The sequence below is a fragment of the Massilia sp. KIM genome, assembly GCF_002007115.1.
Classification (GTDB): domain Bacteria; phylum Pseudomonadota; class Gammaproteobacteria; order Burkholderiales; family Burkholderiaceae_D; genus Telluria.
The window spans coordinates 91062-111247 of the sequence record NZ_MVAD01000004.1 but is presented as its reverse complement, the minus strand read 5'-3'; the positions used below and the strand labels follow the sequence as shown (position 1 = coordinate 111247).

Genomic DNA, 20186 nt, shown 5'->3' with positions numbered 1-20186 from the left:
GGGCATGATCGATCTCGGACTGTCCAAGCTGGCCATCATCGGCGTGGTCGCGCTGATCGTGATCGGCCCCGAAAAGCTGCCGAAGGTGGCGCGCATGGCGGGCACCCTGTACGGGCGCGCCCAGCGCTACCTGCACAGCGTCAAGACCGAAGTCAGCCGCGAGATCGAGCTGGAAGAGCTGCGCAACCTGCACAAGGAAGTGCAGGACAGCGCCGCCTCCTTCCGCGACGAAGTCCACCAGACCGTCCACGGCCACGTGCAGGAGGTCGAGGCGCTGTTCGACGGGCAGGAGGGCAAGGACACCGCCTCCTACGATCCCGGCGCCTACGACGGCATGCCGACCATCCTGCCGACCACCGACGACCTTGAGCGCAAGGCGCGCGATTTCCGCCGCAAGAAGCTGGTGCGCACCTCGAGCGTGCCGGCCTGGTACAAGAACCGCCATGGCACCAAACGCCATGTGATGTCGGGCGCCGCGCGCGTGCGCAAGTACCGCCCGGCAAGTGCAACTACCTCCTCTAAATCCTTCTTCTGATGACTGAGCAAGCTGGCGGCGAAGAGACCTTCATTTCCCATCTGGTCGAGCTGCGTGACCGCCTGGTCAAGGCGTCGATCGGGATCGCGATCGTCTGCGCGGGCCTGTTCGCCTGGCCGGGGCCTTCGCACATCTATGACATCCTGGCCGCGCCCATGATCGCCGCGCTGCCGGCCGGCTCGAAGATGATCGCCACCGGCGTCATCGCGCCTTTCCTGGTGCCGATGAAGGTGACCCTGCTGCTCGCCTTCATCCTGGCCCTGCCCTGGGTGTTCTACCAGGCCTGGGCCTTCGTCGCGCCGGGGCTGTACGCGCACGAGAAGCGCCTGGTGCTGCCGCTGGTGATCTCGTCCTCGCTGCTGTTCATCGCCGGCGTGGCCTTCTGTTATTTCTTCGTCTTCGGGCGGGTGTTCCACTTCATCGGCGAGTTCGCGCCGGAATCGATCTCGGTCACGCCCGACATCGAGAACTACCTCGACTTCGTGATGTCGATGTGCCTGGCCTTCGGCGCCTCCTTCGAGGTGCCGGTGGTGGTGGTGATCCTGGCGCGCATGGGCGTGGTCAGCATCGAGAAGCTGAAGTCGATCCGCTCCTACGTGATCGTCGGGGCCTTCGTGATCTCGGCCATCGTCACGCCGCCGGACGTGGTCAGCCAGCTGGCCCTGGCCATTCCGATGTGCCTGCTGTACGAGCTGGGCCTGCTCCTGGCCCCGATCTTCGTGCGTGCGACCAGGGCGCCGGAAGAGACGGCGTAAGGCGTCGTAAGACACGGCGTAGGGCGTCGGAAGAGACGGCGTAAGGCGTCGTAGGACACGGCGTAAGGCGTCGTAGGACACGGCGTAGGGCGCCGTAAGAGACGGCCTAAGGCGCTGGAAGAGAGACGGCCCAAGGCGGCATCCTTCGAAGCCGCAGCTTCGCTTCACCCCCACAAACGAACAACGTCATCCCCGCGCAGGCGGGGATCCAAGTTTCTTCGCGTGCCCGAGGCCCATGCATAGGCCGCGGACGCGCTGAGGACTTGGATCCCCGCCTGCGCGGGGATGACGTTGTTGGTTGAAGGGGGAGACCGGGCGGTGGAGATACCGCCGCGTTCACCCTACCTTTCTTACTGCATCAACTCCGCAATCATCTTCACCGGCGCATTCCCATAGCTGAGGAACTGGTCGTGGAATTCCTTCAGCCTGAAGCGCTCGCCCAACTGCTGCTTGCGGCGCTCGCGCAGTTCCAGGATCTGCTCGTAGCCGCTGTAGTAGCTGGTCAGCTGGACCGAGGTCAGGTTCACGCGGCGCCACTTTTCCTCGGCTTCCTGGCGGGTCTGGAAGGCCTGGCGGGTCAGCAGGTCGAGCGCTTCCTGCTGCTGCATGCCCAGCACGTGCACGCTGTAGTCGAGGATGGTGTTGGTCACGCTGCGCAGGTTCCACTTCGAGTACATCAGCCACATCTCGGGCGCGTTGCCGCCATAGCCCGATTCCAGCATCATGCGCTCGCCGTACACCGCCCAGCCTTCGACCATGGCGCCGTTGCCGAACAGGGACTTGATCAGCGAGGGCGACTTGTTGGCATGGACCAGCTGGGCGTAGTGCCCGGGGATGGCCTCGTGGATGTTCAGGATCTGCAAGATCCACTCGTTGTACTCGCGCAGGCTGCTCTCCGCCTGTTCCGGCGTGAGATTGTCCATCGGCGTGACGTTGTAATAGGTCTTGTCCTTGGGACGGTAGGGACCTGGCGCGTCGATGCTGGCGCCGGCGATGCCGCGTTGGTACATCGGGGTCTCGCGCACCTCGAGCGGCTTGTCCGGGTCGAGCGTGAGCAGGTCGTTCCTGATCACCCAGTCCTGCAGCAGCGGGATCTGGCGGCGGATCTCGGCGAAGAAGTTCTCGCGCGCGACGTGGCGGGCCGAGAGCTTGTCGATCATCATGCCGATCTTCTGGAAGCGGTCGTTCGGCTTGGCCGTGCCGGCCATGTAGGTGGGCCAGAGCGCGTCCGAGATCGCGTTCATGCGGGTCAGGAGCTCTTCGCGCGTGGCCAGGGCCTTGCGGTAGGTCTGCTCGGCGCTGCTGGCCGACTGGATCTCGAGCGCGAACTTCTGCTCGTACAGCTCCTTGCCGATGCGGAAGGGACGCGCGTCCTTGTTGGCCTGCAGGTTCTTCTCGAGCCCCACCAGGAAGTCGACATAGCCCAGCACCGCGGTGCCGGCGTTGGCGATGCGCTGGGCGAAGATCGCCTTTTCCTGCGCGGTGAGGGTCGATTCCTGGGCCGCCTTGCCGAGGTCCGCCAGCACCGCGATGGTGCCCGGGGCCTGGGTGATGGCGAGCTGGGTGTGCTCGATGGTCGGCTTGGTGATCGAGGCCTGGGCCGCCTGGTAATAGGCCGGCACGTTGGCCAGGCGGCGCAGGATGGTGCGCAGGCGCTGCGGCTTGGCGGCGTATTCGGTGTTGAGGATCAGGTCGAGCGGCTGGGCCACGTTGTACAGCGAGGGATTCCACTCGAACTCGCGCCAGGTGTTCAAGCTCCAGCGGTCCTTCTCCAGCTTGTTCACCAGGAGGGCCAGGTCGGTGCGGTGGCGCGGCGAGAGCTGCTTCGGATCGAGCTTGCCGAACTTCTCCAGCCATTCGTTGGCAAAGGCCAGCTTCTTGGCGCGGGTGGCCTCGTCGGGAATGGTCAGGCTGGCCGCCTGGTCGAACTTGCCGACATAGATGCCGCCTTCCGGATCGACGCGCCAGAGCGCGGTCAGGAACTGCATGCTCAGCGTCTCCATGCGGCGGTCGAGACGGAAGGCTGGGGCCTGGGTGGCCGGCGCGGCGGTGCTGGTGGCGGCGGCGCTGGTGGCCGCAGCGACTGCGGCGGTGGCGGCGGCGGCCTTCAGCGGCGCCTTCTTGCGCTTGTCGCCGCTTTTCGCCTTGACCACCTTGCTGCTCTTGGCCTTGCCCTTGGCGGGCTTGGACTGCTTGGCGCTGGCCGGCGCCAGTGCGAAACACGCCAGCAGTGCCGCCAGCGCGATCTTCGTTTTCATCATCGTATTCGGCCCTGTAACAAAAAAAGAGTCGGGACGCCGCGCCCGTGAGGCCCGGAGCCACGGAAGAGTAGCACCATTCACCGCGCTTGCGGGCGCCTGAAACAAACCGTCACGCGGCGGGAAAGCGCTGTTGCCTCTTCGGCAAAAGGCGCAATGATAGCCTAGCTGCCGATCCCGCTGCGCAGCATCGCCAGCATGTCCTGGGGCGACATGCGCGCCGCCATTTCCGTCCCCTCCAGCAGGCTGTCGGCCAGGTCGCGCTTATGGTGGTGCAGCTCGACGATCCCTTCCTCGATGGTGCCGCGCGCCACCAGGCGGTAGATGGTGACCGGCCGCTGCTGGCCCATGCGGTGGGCGCGGTCCGAGGCCTGGTCTTCCACCGCCGGGTTCCACCACGGGTCCATGTGGATCACGTAGTCGGCCGCGGTGAGGTTGATGCCGACCCCGCCCGCCTTCAGGCTGATCAGGAACAGCTCGCCCTCGCCGGCCTGGAAGGCGTCGACCCGCCGCTTGCGCTCCTGCATGGGGGTGGCGCCGTCCAGGTACTGGTAGGGGATCGATTTCCTGTCCAGGTACTGGCGGATCAGGCTCAGGTGGTCGACGAACTGGCTGAACACCAGCACCTTGTGGCGGTTTTCCAGCAGGTCGTCGAGCAGGCGGGCGAAGGCCGCCAGCTTGCTGCTGGCGATGCCGGCGCCCGGCGCCACCAGTTCGGGATTGCAGACCGCGCGCCGCAGCCGCATCATCTCGGCCAGGATCGCGATCGACTTCTGGCTTTCGGGCGCTTCCAGCGCGGCCAGGGTGTCGAGGGCTTCGCGCCGCAGCGATTCGTAGAGCGCCGCTTCTTCCGCCGTCAGCTCCACCGGCAGCACGATCTCGGTGCGCGGCGGCAGCTCGGTCAGCACCTGGGACTTGGTGCGGCGCAGGATGAAGGGCTGGGTCAGGCGGCGCAGGCGGTGGCGCGCGGCCAGTTCCGCGCGCTTGTCCTGGGCCTTCTCGATCGGGCCGGCGAAGCGCAGCTGGAACTGTTCGGCATTGCCCAGCAAGCCAGGGTTGATGAAGCGGAACAGGTTCCACAGTTCGCCCAGGTGGTTTTCCAGCGGGGTGCCGGTGGCGGCCATGCGGAAGTCGCCCTGCAGGGCCATCACCGCCTGCGAGCGCTTGGTGTGCATGTTCTTCACCGCCTGGGCCTCGTCCAGCACGATGCTGCGCCAGCGGCGCCCGGCGAACAGCGGCGCTTCCAGCTGCAGCAGGCCATAGCTCACCACCACCACGTCGAAGGGGCCGACCTCCTTGATCAGGGCTTCGCGCTCGCCGGGGCCGAACAGCTTCAGGTTCAGGGTCGGCGCGAAGCGCTGCGCCTCGGCGATCCAGTTCAGGCAGACCGAGGTCGGGGCCACCACCAGGGCCGGGCCGTCCTTGGCGCGGGTGAGCAGCAGGGCCAGGGCCTGCAGGGTCTTGCCCAGGCCCATGTCGTCGGCCAGGCAGGCGCCCACGCCCCAGTGGGCCAGGCGGCCCAGCCACTCGAAGCCTTCGCGCTGGTAGTCGCGCAGCTCGGCCTGCAGGGTCGAGGGCAGTTCCGGGGTATAGGCCTCGATGGCGGCGATGCGCTCCAGGTGGGCGCGCCAGGCCGCGTCGGTGTCGACCTGGCCGGCCTCGCGCGCCAGCTCCTCCAGCGAGAAGCTGGCCAGCGCGTGCAGGCGCACTTCCTCGCCATGCAGCTCGCCGTAGGAGAACAACTCGTTCAGGCGCCGGTGCAGCTCGTCGCTCAGGGCCAGGTATTCGTTGTCGCCCAGGGCCACGAAGCGGCTGCCGCCCTCGCGCAGGCGCTCCAGCAGCTCGCGCAGCTTCATCACCCGGCCCTCGTCGATCACCACCTCGCCGTCGGCCGCGAACCAGTCGCGGTCGCGCCGGATCTGGATGCGGACCGACTTGGTGGTGGCTTTTTTAGTGACGCGGAACTTCTCGCCTTCGGGCCAGGCCACCACCACGCTCGCCGGGTCGAGCGCGCGCAGCTGGTCGACCAGCTCCAGGCACAGCAGGGGCTGGCCGAGCAGCCATTCGCCGTGGTCGAGTTCCGCGTGTTCCAGGGCCTGGCAGGCGGCGATCAGCTGGCGCTCGGCCTCGCGCTCGGCGTTCAGGTCGCGTTTCGCCTCGGTGCGCACGCCATTGAGGTCGGCGATCACGTTTTCCGCCCCTTCGCCCGGCGCATAGTAAGCGCCGGCGTCCGGCAGCGGGCGCACCAGCACCTGCATGCGCATGCCCTGCTGGTAGGGCCGCAGGTGCAGGTGCAGGCGCGGGTCGGCCTTTATCTGCTCAATGTCGCTCGGGCTGGCGCCGATGTCCGACTGCACGGTGACGATGGCGGAGATGGCGCTGATCGCGCGCAGCACGCGGCGCTCGGCCGCCAGCGGCACTTCCAGGCCTTCGCCCAGGATGGCGGCGATGCGGCGGTGTTCCTCCTTCACCTGCACCAAGCGCAGGCGGGTCGGGGTCTCGCGCGTCACGATCACCTCGCCCTCCTGTTCGTGCACCGGCGGCTGGAGGGCGATCAGCACGGTGCTGGCGCGCGCCTTGACCAAGAGCTCGGGTTCGCCCGGCAGCAGCTCCACCCGGGTGCCGGGCGCATCCATCCAGAACAGCAGCGGGTGGCCGACCAGGGCGCCCAAGGCCTTGTCCAGCTCGAACTCGAAACGCACGCTGCTGCTGCCGTAGTAGCGCCGTCCGGCGATTGCGCCGATTGCCTGCAGGTCCTGGGCGGTGAGCCAGTCGAGCTCCCGGCCTTCCTCGGCCAGGCGCTTCAGGCCCACGGCGCGGCCGCGGGTCCAGCCGCCCTGCGCGTCGCGCTTCTGCTCGCGCGGCTCGATCTCCTGCACCCCCAGGTGCGGGTCGTAGCGGATCATCCACACCAGGCGCGATTCGCGCACCACTTCCGCGTTCACCGCCGGCTGCAGGTTGATCAGGGCGTTGAGCTGGCGCTCCCAGGCCTCTTCGCGCTCGAACCAGAGCGCCATGTCGGTGAAGCGGTGGCGGCGCCGCAGCTCCCCCGCCTTGGCCTCGTGGCCGACGTAGCCGAGCTGCCCCAGCAGCCCCGCGAGCTGGGCCGACAGGAAGTCGAAGCCGGCGGCCTCGGACTGGGCCAGCATCTCCTCGAGCTGGGCGCGCTTGCCCGCCAGCTGCGGCAACCCCAGCCAGTGGTGCAGCAGGGCGCGGAAGGTGAAGGGCTCGAGCGCCATCTCCCAGCTGCGCGAGGCCAGCACCTCGGTGTCGACCGTGCCGCGCCGGATCTCGCGCAGCATCGAGAGCTGGAACCAGACCGCGTTGTCCGGGCGCTGCACTGCGCGGGTGGCGGTCTCCAGCCAGGCGTCGAGCAGCTTCTGGTGGGCCGGCTGGCTGCTGCGCAGCAGGGCCGCCACGTACAGGTGGGCGCCGAAGCCCTCGAAGATCGCCTTGCGCTTGCCGGTCTCGCGGCGCAGCAGCTTGAGGGCCGCCTCGCCGCCTTCGAGGCCGGTTTCCAGCTCGTCGCGCAGCAGGGCGGCGACGCTGCGCAGGAACAGGGCCGCCGCGTCCTCGAGCTCGGCCAGCAGGCCCACCGCGTCGTCCAGGCGTCCGCACAGCAGGAAGTGCTCGGCCAGCGCGATGCGCAGCGAGGTCGAGGGATGGCCCTGGGCCGCGTGGCGCTCGGCCGCCTCGCGGATCGCGGGGGCGGTGGCGGGCTCGCGCTGGGCGTGGGCCACCAGGGTGGCCAGCACGCCGTCGCGCAGGCCGCGGTGGATGCGCGCGATCGCGCCCGGCGCGAAGACGGGGCGGGCGCAGACGTCGACCAGCGGATGCAGGTAGCTGGCCTCGTGGCAGCGCAGGCAGGCGGCCAGGATCGGCGTCACCACGCCGGCGTCCTCGCCGCCGAACAGGGCGATGCGCAGCAGGGCCAGGCCCTGGCGGTAGCTGCGTAGCATGACGTGGCCCTGCCAGTCGCGCCGCACCGGCGTCACCTGGGCATAGGCCGCGGCCACGCGCCCGAACAGGCCGTCGTCGAGGGCCGCGTCCAGCACCGGCCATGCGGCCTCCGGCGCGACCCCCATGCCGCGTTCGCCGGCCTCGGTCACCAGGCCGCGCTCGCGCAGGCGCGCCAGCTCATCGGCCCATTGCCCGGGCGGCAGCGGCACGCCGGCCGCCATCATGTGTTCCAGAATGCGCTGGCGTCCCATGGGCTCGCCGGCCACGGCCAGCAGCGCCAGGATCATGGTTTCTTCCGGCCGGCAGGCGGCCAGGCGCGCGCGCAGCTCGTCTTCCCTCATGCGTCTCCGAGATTCTCGATCGCCACCGGGGCCAGGCCGGCCGGCGCCGGCACGCCGAACACGCGCAGGTAGAAGTACAGCTCCGCTTCCAGCGTGCGCACGATGCTTTCCGGCTTGCGGAAGCCATGGCCCTCGCCTTCGAGCGTGATGTAGGCCACCGGGGTGCCGCGCGCGCGCAGGGCCGCCACCATGCTCTCCGATTGCTGGGGCGGCACCACCTTGTCGTCCAGGCCCTGGAAGAAGATCATCGGGTGGCGCAGCTTGTCGACGTGGTGGATCGGCGAGCGCGCGCGGTAGACGTCCTGGGCGCGCTCGGGCGGGGCGATCAGGTACTGGTTGTAGTGCGACTCGAACTTGTGCGAGTCCGCGTCCAGCCCGGCCAGGTCGGACACGCCGTAGTAGCAGGCGCCGGCCTGGAACACGTCGTGGAAGGCGAGGGCGCTCAGCACCGTCAGGCCGCCGGCGCTGCTGCCGCGCACCAGCAGGCGCTGCGGATCGACCACGCCCTGGCGCGCCAGGTAACGCGCGCCTGCCACGCAGTCCTCGACGTCGACCACGCCCCATTGTTCCTTGAGCAGGTCGCGGTAGGCGCGACCGAAGCCGGTGCTGCCGCCATAGTTCACGTCCAGCACGGCGAAGCCGCGGCTGGTCCAGAACTGGGTGGAGAGCTTGAGGGTGCTGGCCGCCATGCCGGTCGGGCCGCCATGGCCGATCACGATCAGGGGCGGCAGCTCGCCCGCCAGCGGCGCGAAGCCGGCGTTGGTGGGCGGGTAGTAGAAGGCGTGGGAGCTGCGCCCGTTCGCGCTCGGATAGCTGATCGCCTGGGGCGCCGACAGATAGCCGGCGTCGGGCAGCTCCTCGATCGAGCGCGCCAGCACCCGGCGCGCGCCGCCGGCGAGATCGATGCAGGCCAGTTCCAGCGCGATCGTGGGCGCGCCTCCCAGCAGGGCGACGGTGTCGCCTTCGACCCGCAGTTCGCGGATCTCCTGGTAGGGCGTGGCGATGGGGGTGAGCTCCCCGGCGGGCAACGACAGGCGCGCCAGCCGGCTCACGCCCGCCTCGACGTAGGCGCACACGATCTCGTCCTTCGAGGCGAAGCCGTAGAGCGAGCCGCCGAAATTCCAGTGCGGCGCGCCGAATTCGGCCTCGCGCGGACACAGGGGGTGGACCACGCCGTGCTCGTAGCGATACAGGTTCCACCAGCCGCTGCGGTCGGACACGAAGTGCAGCACGCCGTCCGGCGACCACTCCGGCTGGCAGATCGATTCCTGCGGCCCGCCCGCGATCAGGCGGCCGTCGGCCAGGCTGCCGTCCTCCAGCACGTCGGCCAGCCACAGCTCACAACCTTCCCAGGGCATGCGCGGGTGGTCCCAGCACAGCCAGGCCATCTGGCTGCCGTCCGGGGACAGGCGCGGCGCCGCGTAGAAGTCGTTGCCGTCCACCAGCACGGTCTGCGCGCCGTCGAAGCCGATCGCGCACAAGCTGTTCTCGGGATAGGGGCCGCCGCCCGTGTGGTCCTCGCGCACTGCGATCAGGCGCGCGTGCGCCGCGTCCACCACGAAGTCGGCGTAGCGCCAGGCGCCTTCGGCGGTCAAGGCGACCGGCTGGCCGCCCGGGGCGACGTGATAGAGGCGGTTGTCGCCATGGTGGGAGAACCAGACCTCGCCGCCCGCCACCGCATAGGCGCCGCCGCCGTATTCGTGCACCCGGCTGCGCACGTTGAAGGGCAGGGGCGTGAGTTCGGCGTGCGCGCCGGCGTCGGGACGGCCGGCGACCAGGGTGCTGCGCCCGGCCTCGCTGGCGCGCCCTTCCAGCCAGTACAGGTTGCCGCCATCGAGCATCAGGCCGGACAGGGGCGTGGCGCCGGCCGCGACCCGGGCCGCGACGATCGGGGAAATCCAGGCGCCGCAGGGCGCGCTTTGTTTGCTGTTGGCAACAGTCATGGCGGTGTCCTTCCTTGGGTGGAACGGCATTATAGAGGCCTGCCGCAGGCACTGGCGGCGCCGTCGGCGCGAGATGCGATAATAGGAGTTTCCCTTCGATCCGGATTGCCTGTCATGCCACAATTTGCCCCGCTCCAGAACGACACCTTCCTGCGTGCGCTGCTGCGCCAGCCGACCGAGTACACGCCCGTCTGGCTGATGCGCCAGGCCGGCCGCTACCTGCCGGAATACCGCGCCACGCGCGAGCGCGCCGGTTCGTTCCTGGGCCTGGCGAAGAATCCGGACTTCGCCACCGAAGTCACGCTCCAGCCGATCGACCGCTATCCGCTGGACGCCTCGATCCTGTTCTCGGACATCCTGACGGTGCCGGACGCGATGGGCCTGGGCCTGTATTTCGCCGACGGCGAAGGCCCGAAGTTCGAGCGCCCGCTGCGCAGCGAAGCCGAGGTGAAAGCCCTGGCCGTGCCCGACATGGAAACCCTGGACTACGTGTTCAAGGCCGTGACCCAGATCCGCAGCGCCCTGAACGGCCGCGTGCCCCTGATCGGCTTCTCGGGCAGCCCCTGGACCCTGGCCTGCTACATGGTCGAAGGCGGCGGCTCGCGCGAATTCCACACCATCAAGAAGATGCTGTACGCGCGCCCCGACCTGATGCACCACATCCTGGACATCAACGCGCGCGCCGTGGCCCAGTACCTGAACGCCCAGATCGATGCCGGCGCCCAGGCCGTGATGATCTTCGACTCCTGGGGCGGCGCGCTGGCCGACGGCGCCTACCAGGAATTCTCGCTGCGCTACATGCGCCAGGTGGTGGCCGGCCTCCAGCGCGAGAAGGACGGCGTGCGCATCCCGGCGATCGTGTTCACCAAGGGCGGCGGCCTGTGGCTGGACGAGATGGCCGACATCGGCGCCGACGCGCTGGGCCTGGACTGGACCGTGAACCTGGGCCGCGCGCGCGCCCTGGTGGGCGATCGGGTGGCCCTGCAGGGCAACCTCGACCCGGCCATCCTGTTCGCCGCGCCGGAGCAGATCCGCGCCGAGGTGGAGCGCTCGCTGGGTGCCTACGGCGTCCCGTCGGCCGGCCATGGCCACGTGTTCAACCTGGGCCACGGCATTTCACAGTTCACCCCGCCGGAATCCGTGAGCGCCATGGTGGAAGCGGTGCACGACTTCAGCCGCAAGCAGCGCGCAGGCGCTTGACGGGGTTTCTCCCAGGGCGGCGCCGCAGGACAGCGCGGCGGCCGCCGAAAGTCTCACTTGTTCACAAGTTCGTAAAACCGGGCAAAAAATTCTGTGGACATCTCTTCCCTGGCAGGAGATGCGTAAAGCGATGATTTATAAGCGTTTTTCGCATTCCCTCCTCAGCAGTGCCCTCAGGGGCGCAAGTTTGTCCAAAAGAATTCGCGGTTTTTCGGGTCCTTGTTCACAAAGTTATGCACAGGGCTCGGTTTTGTGATGAAAAGTGCAGCGTTTACCGGCACTTAGCGTGAAACTTCAAGTAATGGGTGAAGTTTTTGATGCAACGCAGCGAGTTTTCCACGCCGACATCCCTACTTATGCACAACAATGCATTTCCAGCCCAGCTTGTTAACAGCTCTCGCATTGATAATATAAGTCATTGAAAACAAAGCGTAAAATAAGATTGACCAAGGGAATTTTCAGTTTGGGCTTGATCTAACGTAAACCTTTGGCGGGGTCAAGCCCCACGCTATTCACAAAGTTTTCCACAGATTTGCACAGGGTCCCGATTGGCAGAATGCATTCTTGAGGTCGTCCTCGACACGCCGCTCAACAGCAGCTTCGACTACCGCTGGGTTTGCCAGCCGGGGGAGGAGCCGCTGGTGGGCCAGCTCGTGCTGGTGCCCTTCGCGCGGCGCGAGGTGGTGGGCCTGATCGTGGCCGTCAAGCGCGAGACCGGGGTGGCGCCGGAAAAGCTGAAGGACGCGCTGGCCGTGCGCAGCCAGCTGGCGCCGCTGCCGGAGCGCTGGATCGCCCTGGCGCGCTTCGCCGCCGACTACTACCAGCGCCCGGTGGGCGAGGTGGCCTTGCCCGGCCTGCCCAAGAACCTGCGCGTGCCCAAGACGGTCGCCCTGGACCGCGCGCTCAAGAAGCTGGCCAAACTCGATCCGGCCCAGGACGTGGCCGCCGCCAACATGCCGGTGCTGAACCCCGCCCAGCAGGCCGCCGCCGACGCCATCGGCGCGGCCGAGGGCTTCGCCCCCATGCTGCTGTGGGGCGTGACCGGCAGCGGCAAGACCGAGGTCTACCTGCAGGCCTGCGCCCAGGTGCTGGCGCGCGACCCGCAGGCCCAGATCCTGGTGCTGGTCCCCGAGATCAACCTCACCCCCCAGCTGGAAGCGAACATCCGCGCGCGCTTCCCGGGCCTGATGCTGGCCACCCTGCACAGCAGCCTGTCGGAGGGCGAGCGCATGCTGCACTGGCTGGCCGCCCACGGCGGCCAGGCCCGCATCGTCCTCGGCACCCGCCTGGCGATCCTGGCCTCGCTGCCTCACCTCAAGCTGATCGTGATTGACGAGGAGCACGACCCCTCGTACAAGCAGCAGGAAGGCCTGCGCTATTCGGCGCGCGACCTGGCGGTGTGGCGCGCGCGCCAGCTCGGCATTCCCATCGTGCTGGGCTCGGCCACGCCCTCGCTCGAATCCTGGCACCACGCCCAGTCCGGGCGCTACCGGCGGCTCGAACTGCGCGAGCGCGCGGTGCGCGACGCCGTGCTGCCGCGCGTGCGCCTGGTGGACACCGAGCGCGAGCGGCCGCGCGAGGGCCTCACCTCCGAACTGCTGAAGGCCCTGCGCACGCGCCTGGAGCGCGGCGAGCAGTCGCTGCTGTTCCTGAACCGGCGCGGCTATGCGCCGGTGATCTCCTGCGACGCCTGTGGCTGGGTCAGCAACTGCACCCGCTGCACCTCCTTCATGGTGCTGCACAAGCTCGAGTACCGGCTGCGCTGCCACCACTGCAGCCTGGAGCTGCGCATCCCGCGCCATTGCCCGACCTGCGGCAACGTCGACCTGCAGCCTCTGGGGCGCGGCACCCAGCGCATCGAGGAGGGCCTGCACGCCATGTTCCCGGAAGCCAGGGTGCTGCGCATCGACGCCGACTCCACCCGCCTAAAGGGCAGCGCCCAGGAAGCCTTCGACAGCGTGCACCGGGGCGAGGTCGACATCCTGATCGGCACCCAGATGGTCGCCAAGGGCCATGACTTCAAGAACCTGACCCTGGTCGGCATCCTCAATCCGGACACCGCCCTGTTCTCCCAGGACTACCGCGCCAGCGAGCGCCTGTTCGCCCAGCTGATGCAGGTGGCGGGGCGGGCCGGGCGCGCCGGCGGGGCGCCGTCCGAGGTGCTGGTCCAGACCCGCTACGCCAGCCACCCGCTGTACGGGGCCGTCATGCGCCACGACTACGAGCGCTTCGCCGGCAGCCTGCTGGCCGAGCGGCGCGAAGCCGGCCTGCCGCCCTTCATGTACCAGGCCCTGCTGCGCGCCGAGGCGCGCGAGCTGGCCACCGCGCTCGCCTTCCTGGAGGAGGCGCGCGATTGCCTGCCCTCGGACGCGGTGATGATCAACGATCCGATTCCGATGACCATGACGCGGGTGCACAACGTCGACCGCGCCCAGCTGCTGGTGGAGTCGAGCTCGCGCCCGGCCCTGCAGGCCTTCCTGCGCGAGTGGGTGGAGCTGCTGCGCGCCATGAAGAGCCGGGTCAAGTGGTCGCTCGAGGTCGATCCGCTCGACATCTGAGGCGGGGCCCGAGGCCGGGGTCCAAGGCCGGAGGGGCGTCCTGCCGGCTCGGCGAAAATAGCGTATCGTCACGGCAGTACCCCGACAAGCGGAGAGCAGGATGAAGAAACTGGAAGTGGATGTCGCCGTCATCGGCACCGGCACCGCCGGGCTGACGGCCTACCGGGCGGCCAGGGCGCAGGGCGCGCGCACCGTGGTGATCGAAAGCGGCTTGTACGGCACCACCTGCGCGCGGGTCGGCTGCATGCCGAGCAAGCTCCTGATCGCGGCGGCCGAGGCGGCCCACGTCATGCACTCCTCCGCGCCCTTCGGCGTGCACGCCGGCGAGGTGCGCATCGACGGCCGCGCCGTGATGGACCGCGTCAAGCGCGAGCGCGACCGCTTCGTCGGCTTCGTGCTCGAAGGCGTGGACGCCATCCCCGAGCAGGACAAGCTGCGCGGCCACGCGCGCTTCACCGGCCCCCATACGCTGCAGGTCGACGAGCACACCGAGATCCAGGCCGCGCGGGTGGTGATCGCCACCGGCTCGCGCCCGCTGCGCCTGCCGGCGCTGGAGAACGTCGGCCCCGGCATCGTCACCAGCGACGACGTGTTCTACTGGGACGAGCTGCCGCGCTCGGTGGCCGTGATCGGCACCGGCGTGATCGGGCTGGAGCTGGGCCAGGCCCTGCACCGGCTGGGCGTGCGGGTCAAGCTGTTCGCGCGCGGCGGCAGCATCGCCCAGATCACCGACCCCGAGGTGCTGCGCGCCGCCGGGCGGGTGCTCAACGAGGAACTCGACATCCAGTTCCAGTCGAAGGTGGTGGGCGCGGTGCAGGAGGGGGACGAGGTGGCGCTGACCGTGGCCGATGCCATGGGCAAGGAGAACACCGAGCGCTTCCAGTTCGTGCTGATGGCGGCCGGGCGCGTGCCCAACGTCGACCGCATCGGCCTCGAACACACCGGGCTGGCGCGCGGCGAGGACGGCATTCCGCTGTTCGACGCCCGCACCATGCAGTGCGGGACCAGCCACATCTTCATCGCGGGCGACGCCAACGACGAGCGCCCGCTGCTGCACGACGCCGCCGACCACGGCAAGATCGCGGGCGACAACGCCGGGCGCTACCCGGACGTGCGTCCGGGCCTGCGCCGCACACCGATCGCGGTGGCCTTCACCGAGCCCAACATCGCCACCCTGGGCAAGGATTACCGCACCCTGTGCGAACCGGGGCAGCGCAAGTTCGCGGTGGGCAAGGTGTCCTTCGAGGGGCAGGGGCGCAGCCGCGTGATGTTGCAGAACAAGGGGCTGCTGCGGGTGTACGCGGAGTACGGCTCGCGCCTGTTCCTGGGCGCCGAAATGATCGGCCCGCGCGCCGAGCACCTGGCCCACCTGCTGTCCTGGGCGGCGCAGATGCGGCTGACGGTGGACCAGATGCTGGAGATGCCCTTCTACCACCCGGTGGTGGAAGAGGGCGTGCGCACCGCGCTGCGCGACCTCGCGCACTGCCTGACGCAGGGGGAGAGCAGGACCGACCCGGCCGATACCGAGCCGGGCACCTGAAGCCGGGACGCCGGGCTCAGTTCAGCAGGGACGCGTCGAGCTTGCCGTCGGCGGCGAGCTGGCGCAGCACGCGCACCGTGTCGAGGTCGGCTTCCAGGTAGGCGGATTTCTTGAACTCGTCGTACATCGCATCCACCCCGTCCGGATGCTCGCCGGTGCCGTCGTCGTAGCAGAAGCGCACCAGCAGCATGGCGCTGGCGGGCGACTCGATGATCATGCGCAGGCTCGAGGCCGCGATCTCGCCCTGGGCCGGCACCTCGACCCGCACTTCCTGCAGCGGGGTCAGGTGCACGCGGTCCTCGATCACCAGCTCGCCGTAGCGCAGGCGGCGGCCGAAGCTGCCGGCCTCGCGGTCCACGATCTCGACCTCGTCGAGGTGGGGCATGAACATCTTGGGCGACTCGGCGCGCAGCACCAGGCCGCGCCACAGCTGCTCGCGCGACAGGGTGTCGATCAGCGGGTTCATCGGATCGTTAATCTCGACAAGATGCTCGAATTTCATTGATTTATTCCCAATAACACGGGGCGCCGCAACGCGGCAGCCCAAAGACCGCATGGTACTCCAAGCGGGCTCCCCTTGCCTGACCCCTTTGGCGCTGCGGTCCGGTGTTGCATTCCTGACCAGCCCGGTGATTTTTCCGCGTGGCACCGCCCCATCGAAGCGGACACATCGTTAGAATGTCGTCCTGTCTTCCGAAACTTTCCCATGTCCAATGCACCGAAATTCGGCCTGAACGGGCCGCAAAGCGAAGCCGTGCTCTATCTCGACGGCCCCTGCCTGGTGCTGGCCGGCGCCGGCTCGGGCAAGACGCGCGTGATCACCCAGAAGATCGCCTACATGATCGAGGACCGCGGCTACGATCCGCGCACCATCGCCGCCCTGACCTTCACCAACAAGGCGGCGATCGAGATGCAGGAGCGCATCGGCAAGCTGCTCAAGCAGCCCAAGCAGGCCAAGCAGCTCACGGTGTCCACCTTCCACTCGCTTGGGGTCAAGATCCTGCGCCAGGAGGCGGCCGGGGTGGGCCTGAAGGACAAGTTTTCCATCATGGACAGCGACGATTGCTACACCATCGTCTCGGACCTGGCCCTGTCCACCGACAAGCAGGAAATCCGCCGCATCCAGAACGCCATTTCGCTATGGAAGAACGGCCTGGTCGACCCGGAGCTCGCGATCCGCAACGCGCGCGACGAGGACGAGGCCATGGCCGGCCGCGTCTACCGCAGCTACGTGGCCACCCTGCAGGCCTACCAGGCGGTCGACTTCGACGACCTGATCCGCCTGCCGGTGGAGCTGTTCCGCAACAACGAACCGATCCGCGACCGCTGGCAGCGGCGCCTGCGCTACCTGCTGATGGACGAGTACCAGGATACCAACACCTGCCAGTACGAACTGGTCAAGCTGCTGGTGACGGGCCTGGGCAAGAAGCCGATGTTCACCGCCGTGGGCGACGACGACCAGGCGATCTACGCCTGGCGCGGCGCCTCGGTGGAAAACCTCAAGACCCTGCAGGTCGACTTTCCCGACCTGCGCGTCATCAAGCTGGAACAGAACTACCGCTCCACCACCCGCATCCTGCAGGCGGCCAACGCGGTCATCGGCAACAACCCCAAGCTGTTCGAGAAGTCGCTCTGGTCCGAACACGGCCTGGGCGAGCCGATCGAGGTGCTGGGCATGCAGAACGACGACCAGGAAGCCGACCAGGTGGCGATCATGATCTCGGCCGACCACTTCCAGCGCAAGAACAAGTGGTCGGACTACGCCATCCTCTATCGCGGCAACCACCAGGCCCGGGTCATCGAACAGGCGCTGCGCAAGGAGCGCATTCCCTACACCATGTCGGGCGGCCAGAGCTTCTTCGACAAGGCCGAGATCAAGGACATCATCGCCTACCTGCGCCTGATCGCCAACCAGGACGACGACCCGGCCTTCATCCGCGCCGTCACCACGCCCAAGCGCGGGGTCGGCATGGCGACCCTGGAAACCCTGGGCGAATTCTCCAAGCAGTGGAACTGCTCGCTGTTCGAGGCCGCCTCCAAGGGCGGGATCGAGGCCAAGCTGGCCGACCGCCAGCTGGCCCCGCTGCGCGACTTCTGCCGCTTCATGCTGGAGCTGGAAGACCGCGCCACCCGCCCGGGCCCGTCCGGCAGCGGCGACAACGCCGCCGAGGTGCTGGACGACATGATGAAGGAGATGAACTACGAGCACTATCTGTACGAGAACTTCGACGACCGCGCGGCCCAGGCCAAGTGGCAGAACGTGCTCGAGTTCACCAACTGGCTGAAGGAGCGCGGGCGCGGCGGGCGCGACCGCGACGGCGAGGAAAAGAACCTGCTCGAACTGACCCAGATGGTGGCCCTGATGTCCATGCTCGAGGGCCAGGACGAGGAGCAGGACGCGGTGCGCATGTCGACCCTGCACGCCTCCAAGGGACTGGAATACCCGCACGTCTACCTGGTCGGCTGCGAGGAGGGCATCCTGCCGCACAAGGGCGACCCCGACGACTCGGTCGAGGCGATCGCCTCGCGCATCCAGGAAGAGCGGCGCCTGATGTATGTCGGCATCACGCGCGCCAAGCGCACCCTGCACATCAGCTGGTGCAAGCGGCGCAAGCGCGCCGGCGAACTGGTCAACTGCGACCCGTCGCGCTTCATCGCCGAGATGCAGCTCGACGTCGGCGACGCCCCGCCCAAGGAATCCGAGATCCTCAGCCCCAAGGAACGCCTGGCCAACCTGAAAGCCCTGCTGGCGACGCCGAAACCCGTGCCGGGTTGAACGTTGCGCCGCCGCCCCGGTCCGGGCGGCGGAGGGGCGCACGATTGAATTTCCTATTTGACTTAGTCTGTTCATCAGGAAATACTTCTTGGAATAGCGCCAAGCCGTCCCGGCGGTGCTCATTCTCTATTCATCATGGCTAAAGTTTCCGACATCACCACGACCCCGGTCTCGGGGCTGCAACATATCGACGCCCTGCTGGACGAAGGTCCGGACTGGAACTACCTGACCGCCCCGGGTAACGCCAACACGATCTACTACACCTTCTCGATTGCCTCGGGCAACGAAAAGGACAGGACCGGACAGGAAGCCTTCAGCTTCGCGCAGCAGGTCTCGGCGCGCACCGCGTTCAGCTACCTGCAGGAGATCACCGGCATCCGCTTCGTCGAGACGGCGGTCGGGACCGACGCCCAGATCCACCTGGCCAACCTGGACATCGCGGACCGCTCCACGACCGGCCTGTGCAGCTGGAACTCGCCATACAGCCATTACGCGGACGGCACCCTGAGCACCTATGACGCCGACGCCTATATCTACATGGACAACAGGGAGCACGCGGCCCAGAACGCCGACCTGCGGCCGGGCGGCTACGGCTACGAGACCCTGTTGCACGAGCTCGGCCACGCGCTGGGCCTGAAGCACCCCTTCACCGACGACATCCGGCTGCCCACGGCGCAGGACAACACCGCCAACACCCTGATGTCCTACCGCGACGTCGGCGGTCCGCACAGCGAGTTCAGCCCCTACGACATCGCGGCGCTGAACTGGCTCTACGGCGGCGACGGGCTCAAGGGCGGCCTGGGGATCAACTCTGCCACCGGCGCGCGCTACCTGACCGGCACCGGCAGCGCCGACGTGCTGACCGGCGGCGCGGCCAACGACGTGCTCGAGGGCGGCGGCGGCAACGACGTGCTGGTCGGCGGCGCCGGCGAGGACACCGCGGTGTTCGCCCGCAGCCGCAGCGCCTACAGCTTCAGCGAGAACGCCAGCGGGGAGCTGCTGGCCTTCAACGCCAACGAGGGCACGATCCGCCTCTCGGGCGTCGAAGTGCTGCGCTTCACGGACGGCAGCTACCAGCGCGCCCAGCTGACCTCGGACCAGACGGCGCCGGCCGCGCCGACCCTGGCCGTGACCAAGAACGCGGCCGGCTTCGCCACCGGCAACAAGCCCCTGGTGAGCGGCCAGGCCGAGGCCAACGCCATCATCAAGATCTACGCCGGCACCACCCAGGTCGGCGAAACCAAGGCCAACGAAAGCGGCATCTGGAGCGTGGTGACGAGCACCGCCTTCCCCGACGGCCGCAACTACAGCGTGTACGCGACCGCCACCGACGCCGCCGGCAACGTGTCCGTCGTCAGCCAGCCGGCCAGCTTCCACGTCGACGCCACCGCACCAAGCGCGCCGACCTCGGTGATGGCGCTGGCCGCCGGCAGCAATGCCGCGAGCTTCTCCGGCACCGGCGAGGTCGGCAGCACGATCCTGCTGGTCGAGGTGAACGCCGGCATCGAGCTCGGCCGCGCCACGGTCCAGGCCAACGGCAGCTGGCGCATCGACAAGCTGCTGCTGCCGAACGCCAACTACCAGGTGCGCGCCGCGTCCGAGGACGCCGCCGGCAACGCCACCAGCGCCCAGACCAGCCACAGCTTCCAGGTCAACAGCGCCCTGAACGCCAACGGCACTGCGGCCAACGACGTGTTCACCCCGGGCGCCGGCGACAACGCGATCAATGGCGGGGCCGGCCTGGACACCGTGGTCTACAACGGCAACCGCGCCGACTTCACGGTCCAGCGCGGGGTGTTCGGCGTGACCGTGACCGACAAGTCCGGCGCGCTGGGCAGCGACAACCTGGTCAACGTCGAACGCATCCGCTTCAACGACACCATGGTCGGCCTGGACGTCGGCGAGGGCGAGGTCACCGGCCTGACCTACCGCCTGTACCGCGCCGCTTTCGACCGCGAACCGGACAAGGCCGGCATGGCCTTCTGGATCAAGGCGCTCGACACCGGCAACTACACGGGCCAGGACATCGCGAAGCTGTTCATCAACGACAAAGAATTCATCGACATGTACATGTCGGACCCGTCGGACGAGAACTTCGTGACCAAGCTGTATGCCCACGTGCTGCACCGCCCGGCCGAGGGCGCGGGCTTCGACTTCTGGGTCAATGGCCTGAAGCAGTCCACGCGCGCCGAAGTGCTGGCCTTCTTCTCCGAAAGCCCGGAGAACCAGGCCCAGGTGATCGGCAGCATCGTGCACGGCGTCGATTTCCCGCTGCCGGCCGCCTGAACGCTGCTTCCCGCGCGCGGCTGGCATAATGCCG

General features: G+C 68.3%; 11 protein-coding genes. 7 read left to right on the top strand and 4 right to left on the bottom strand.

The genetic code is table 11. The features are described 5' to 3' along the window. The first annotated feature begins 4 nt into the window (after nucleotides 1–4). Together tatB and tatC are read left to right on the top strand one after the other, a co-directional pair. Entirely contained in the window at nucleotides 5–535 is a 531-nt protein-coding gene (gene tatB, locus B0920_RS23020; RefSeq protein ID WP_078035030.1) for a Sec-independent protein translocase protein TatB, read from the top strand. Then, on the top strand, nucleotides 535–1290 hold the full coding sequence (tatC, locus tag B0920_RS23015; RefSeq protein WP_078035029.1) for a twin-arginine translocase subunit TatC: 756 nt from the start codon (nucleotides 535–537) through the stop codon (nucleotides 1288–1290). The genes tatB and tatC overlap by 1 nt, the downstream gene beginning before the upstream one ends. Nucleotides 1291–1640: 350 nt before the next feature. Here the strand turns inward: tatC and B0920_RS23010 are convergent, their stop codons facing one another. The 3 genes from B0920_RS23010 to B0920_RS23000 all read right to left on the bottom strand — a co-directional run bounded on the left by B0920_RS23010 (nucleotide 1641) and on the right by B0920_RS23000 (nucleotide 9792). Then, complete coding sequence (locus B0920_RS23010; RefSeq protein WP_078035027.1) at nucleotides 1641–3551, bottom strand: DUF885 domain-containing protein; 1911 nt, start codon at nucleotides 3549–3551, stop codon at nucleotides 1641–1643. Between the two features lie 161 nt (nucleotides 3552–3712). Then, a complete protein-coding gene (locus tag B0920_RS23005) occupies nucleotides 3713–7849 on the bottom strand; it encodes a DEAD/DEAH box helicase (protein ID WP_078035026.1) in 4137 nt (1378 codons plus the stop codon). Beyond that, nucleotides 7846–9792, bottom strand: coding sequence for a S9 family peptidase (locus tag B0920_RS23000; RefSeq protein WP_078035025.1), 1947 nt, complete (start codon nucleotides 9790–9792; stop codon nucleotides 7846–7848). Before B0920_RS23000 ends, B0920_RS23005 begins: the two co-directional genes overlap by 4 nt. Nucleotides 9793–9906: 114 nt before the next feature. On the opposite strand from B0920_RS23000, the gene hemE reads away from it, so the two are divergent. From hemE to B0920_RS22985, 3 genes are all read left to right on the top strand, one after another. Continuing rightward, nucleotides 9907–10992 carry a uroporphyrinogen decarboxylase gene (gene hemE, locus B0920_RS22995; RefSeq protein WP_078035023.1) on the top strand — a complete coding sequence of 362 codons (1086 nt, stop codon included), beginning with the start codon at nucleotides 9907–9909 and terminating at the stop codon, nucleotides 10990–10992. 548 nt (nucleotides 10993–11540) lie between these two features. Continuing rightward, complete coding sequence (locus tag B0920_RS22990) at nucleotides 11541–13550, top strand: primosomal protein N' (RefSeq protein ID WP_078035022.1); 2010 nt, start codon at nucleotides 11541–11543, stop codon at nucleotides 13548–13550. Between the two features lie 100 nt (nucleotides 13551–13650). Then, on the top strand, nucleotides 13651–15090 hold the full coding sequence (locus tag B0920_RS22985; RefSeq protein WP_078035021.1) for a dihydrolipoyl dehydrogenase: 1440 nt from the start codon (nucleotides 13651–13653) through the stop codon (nucleotides 15088–15090). Between the two features lie 16 nt (nucleotides 15091–15106). Here B0920_RS22985 and B0920_RS22980 read toward each other — a convergent pair whose 3' ends face one another. After that, a complete protein-coding gene (locus tag B0920_RS22980; RefSeq protein ID WP_078035020.1) occupies nucleotides 15107–15592 on the bottom strand; it encodes an SRPBCC family protein in 486 nt (161 codons plus the stop codon). A 204-nt stretch (nucleotides 15593–15796) separates the two neighbouring features. Here B0920_RS22980 and B0920_RS22975 point away from each other — a divergent pair, with 204 nt between their 5' ends. Next, complete coding sequence (locus tag B0920_RS22975; protein ID WP_078035019.1) at nucleotides 15797–17866, top strand: UvrD-helicase domain-containing protein; 2070 nt, start codon at nucleotides 15797–15799, stop codon at nucleotides 17864–17866. Between the two features lie 135 nt (nucleotides 17867–18001). Continuing rightward, entirely contained in the window at nucleotides 18002–20152 is a 2151-nt protein-coding gene (locus B0920_RS22970) for a DUF4214 domain-containing protein (RefSeq protein ID WP_078035018.1), read from the top strand. Nucleotides 20153–20186 lie beyond the last annotated feature (34 nt).

Bases quoted from the DNA above. Each gene is read 5' to 3' on its own strand.
- tatC (WP_078035029.1), top strand. From the start codon at position 535: ATGACTGAGCAAGCTGGCGGCGAAGAGACCTTCATTTCCCATCTGGTC.
- B0920_RS23010 (WP_078035027.1), bottom strand. From the start codon at position 3,551: ATGATGAAAACGAAGATCGCGCTGGCGGCACTGCTGGCGTGTTTCGCA.
- B0920_RS23005 (WP_078035026.1), bottom strand. From the start codon at position 7,849: ATGAGGGAAGACGAGCTGCGCGCGCGCCTGGCCGCCTGCCGGCCGGAA.
- tatB (WP_078035030.1), top strand. From the start codon at position 5: ATGATCGATCTCGGACTGTCCAAGCTGGCCATCATCGGCGTGGTCGCG.
- B0920_RS22985 (WP_078035021.1), top strand. From the start codon at position 13,651: ATGAAGAAACTGGAAGTGGATGTCGCCGTCATCGGCACCGGCACCGCC.
- B0920_RS22975 (WP_078035019.1), top strand. From the start codon at position 15,797: ATGTCCAATGCACCGAAATTCGGCCTGAACGGGCCGCAAAGCGAAGCC.
- B0920_RS22980 (WP_078035020.1), bottom strand. From the start codon at position 15,592: ATGAAATTCGAGCATCTTGTCGAGATTAACGATCCGATGAACCCGCTG.
- B0920_RS22970 (WP_078035018.1), top strand. From the start codon at position 18,002: ATGGCTAAAGTTTCCGACATCACCACGACCCCGGTCTCGGGGCTGCAA.
- B0920_RS23000 (WP_078035025.1), bottom strand. From the start codon at position 9,792: ATGACTGTTGCCAACAGCAAACAAAGCGCGCCCTGCGGCGCCTGGATT.
- hemE (WP_078035023.1), top strand. From the start codon at position 9,907: ATGCCACAATTTGCCCCGCTCCAGAACGACACCTTCCTGCGTGCGCTG.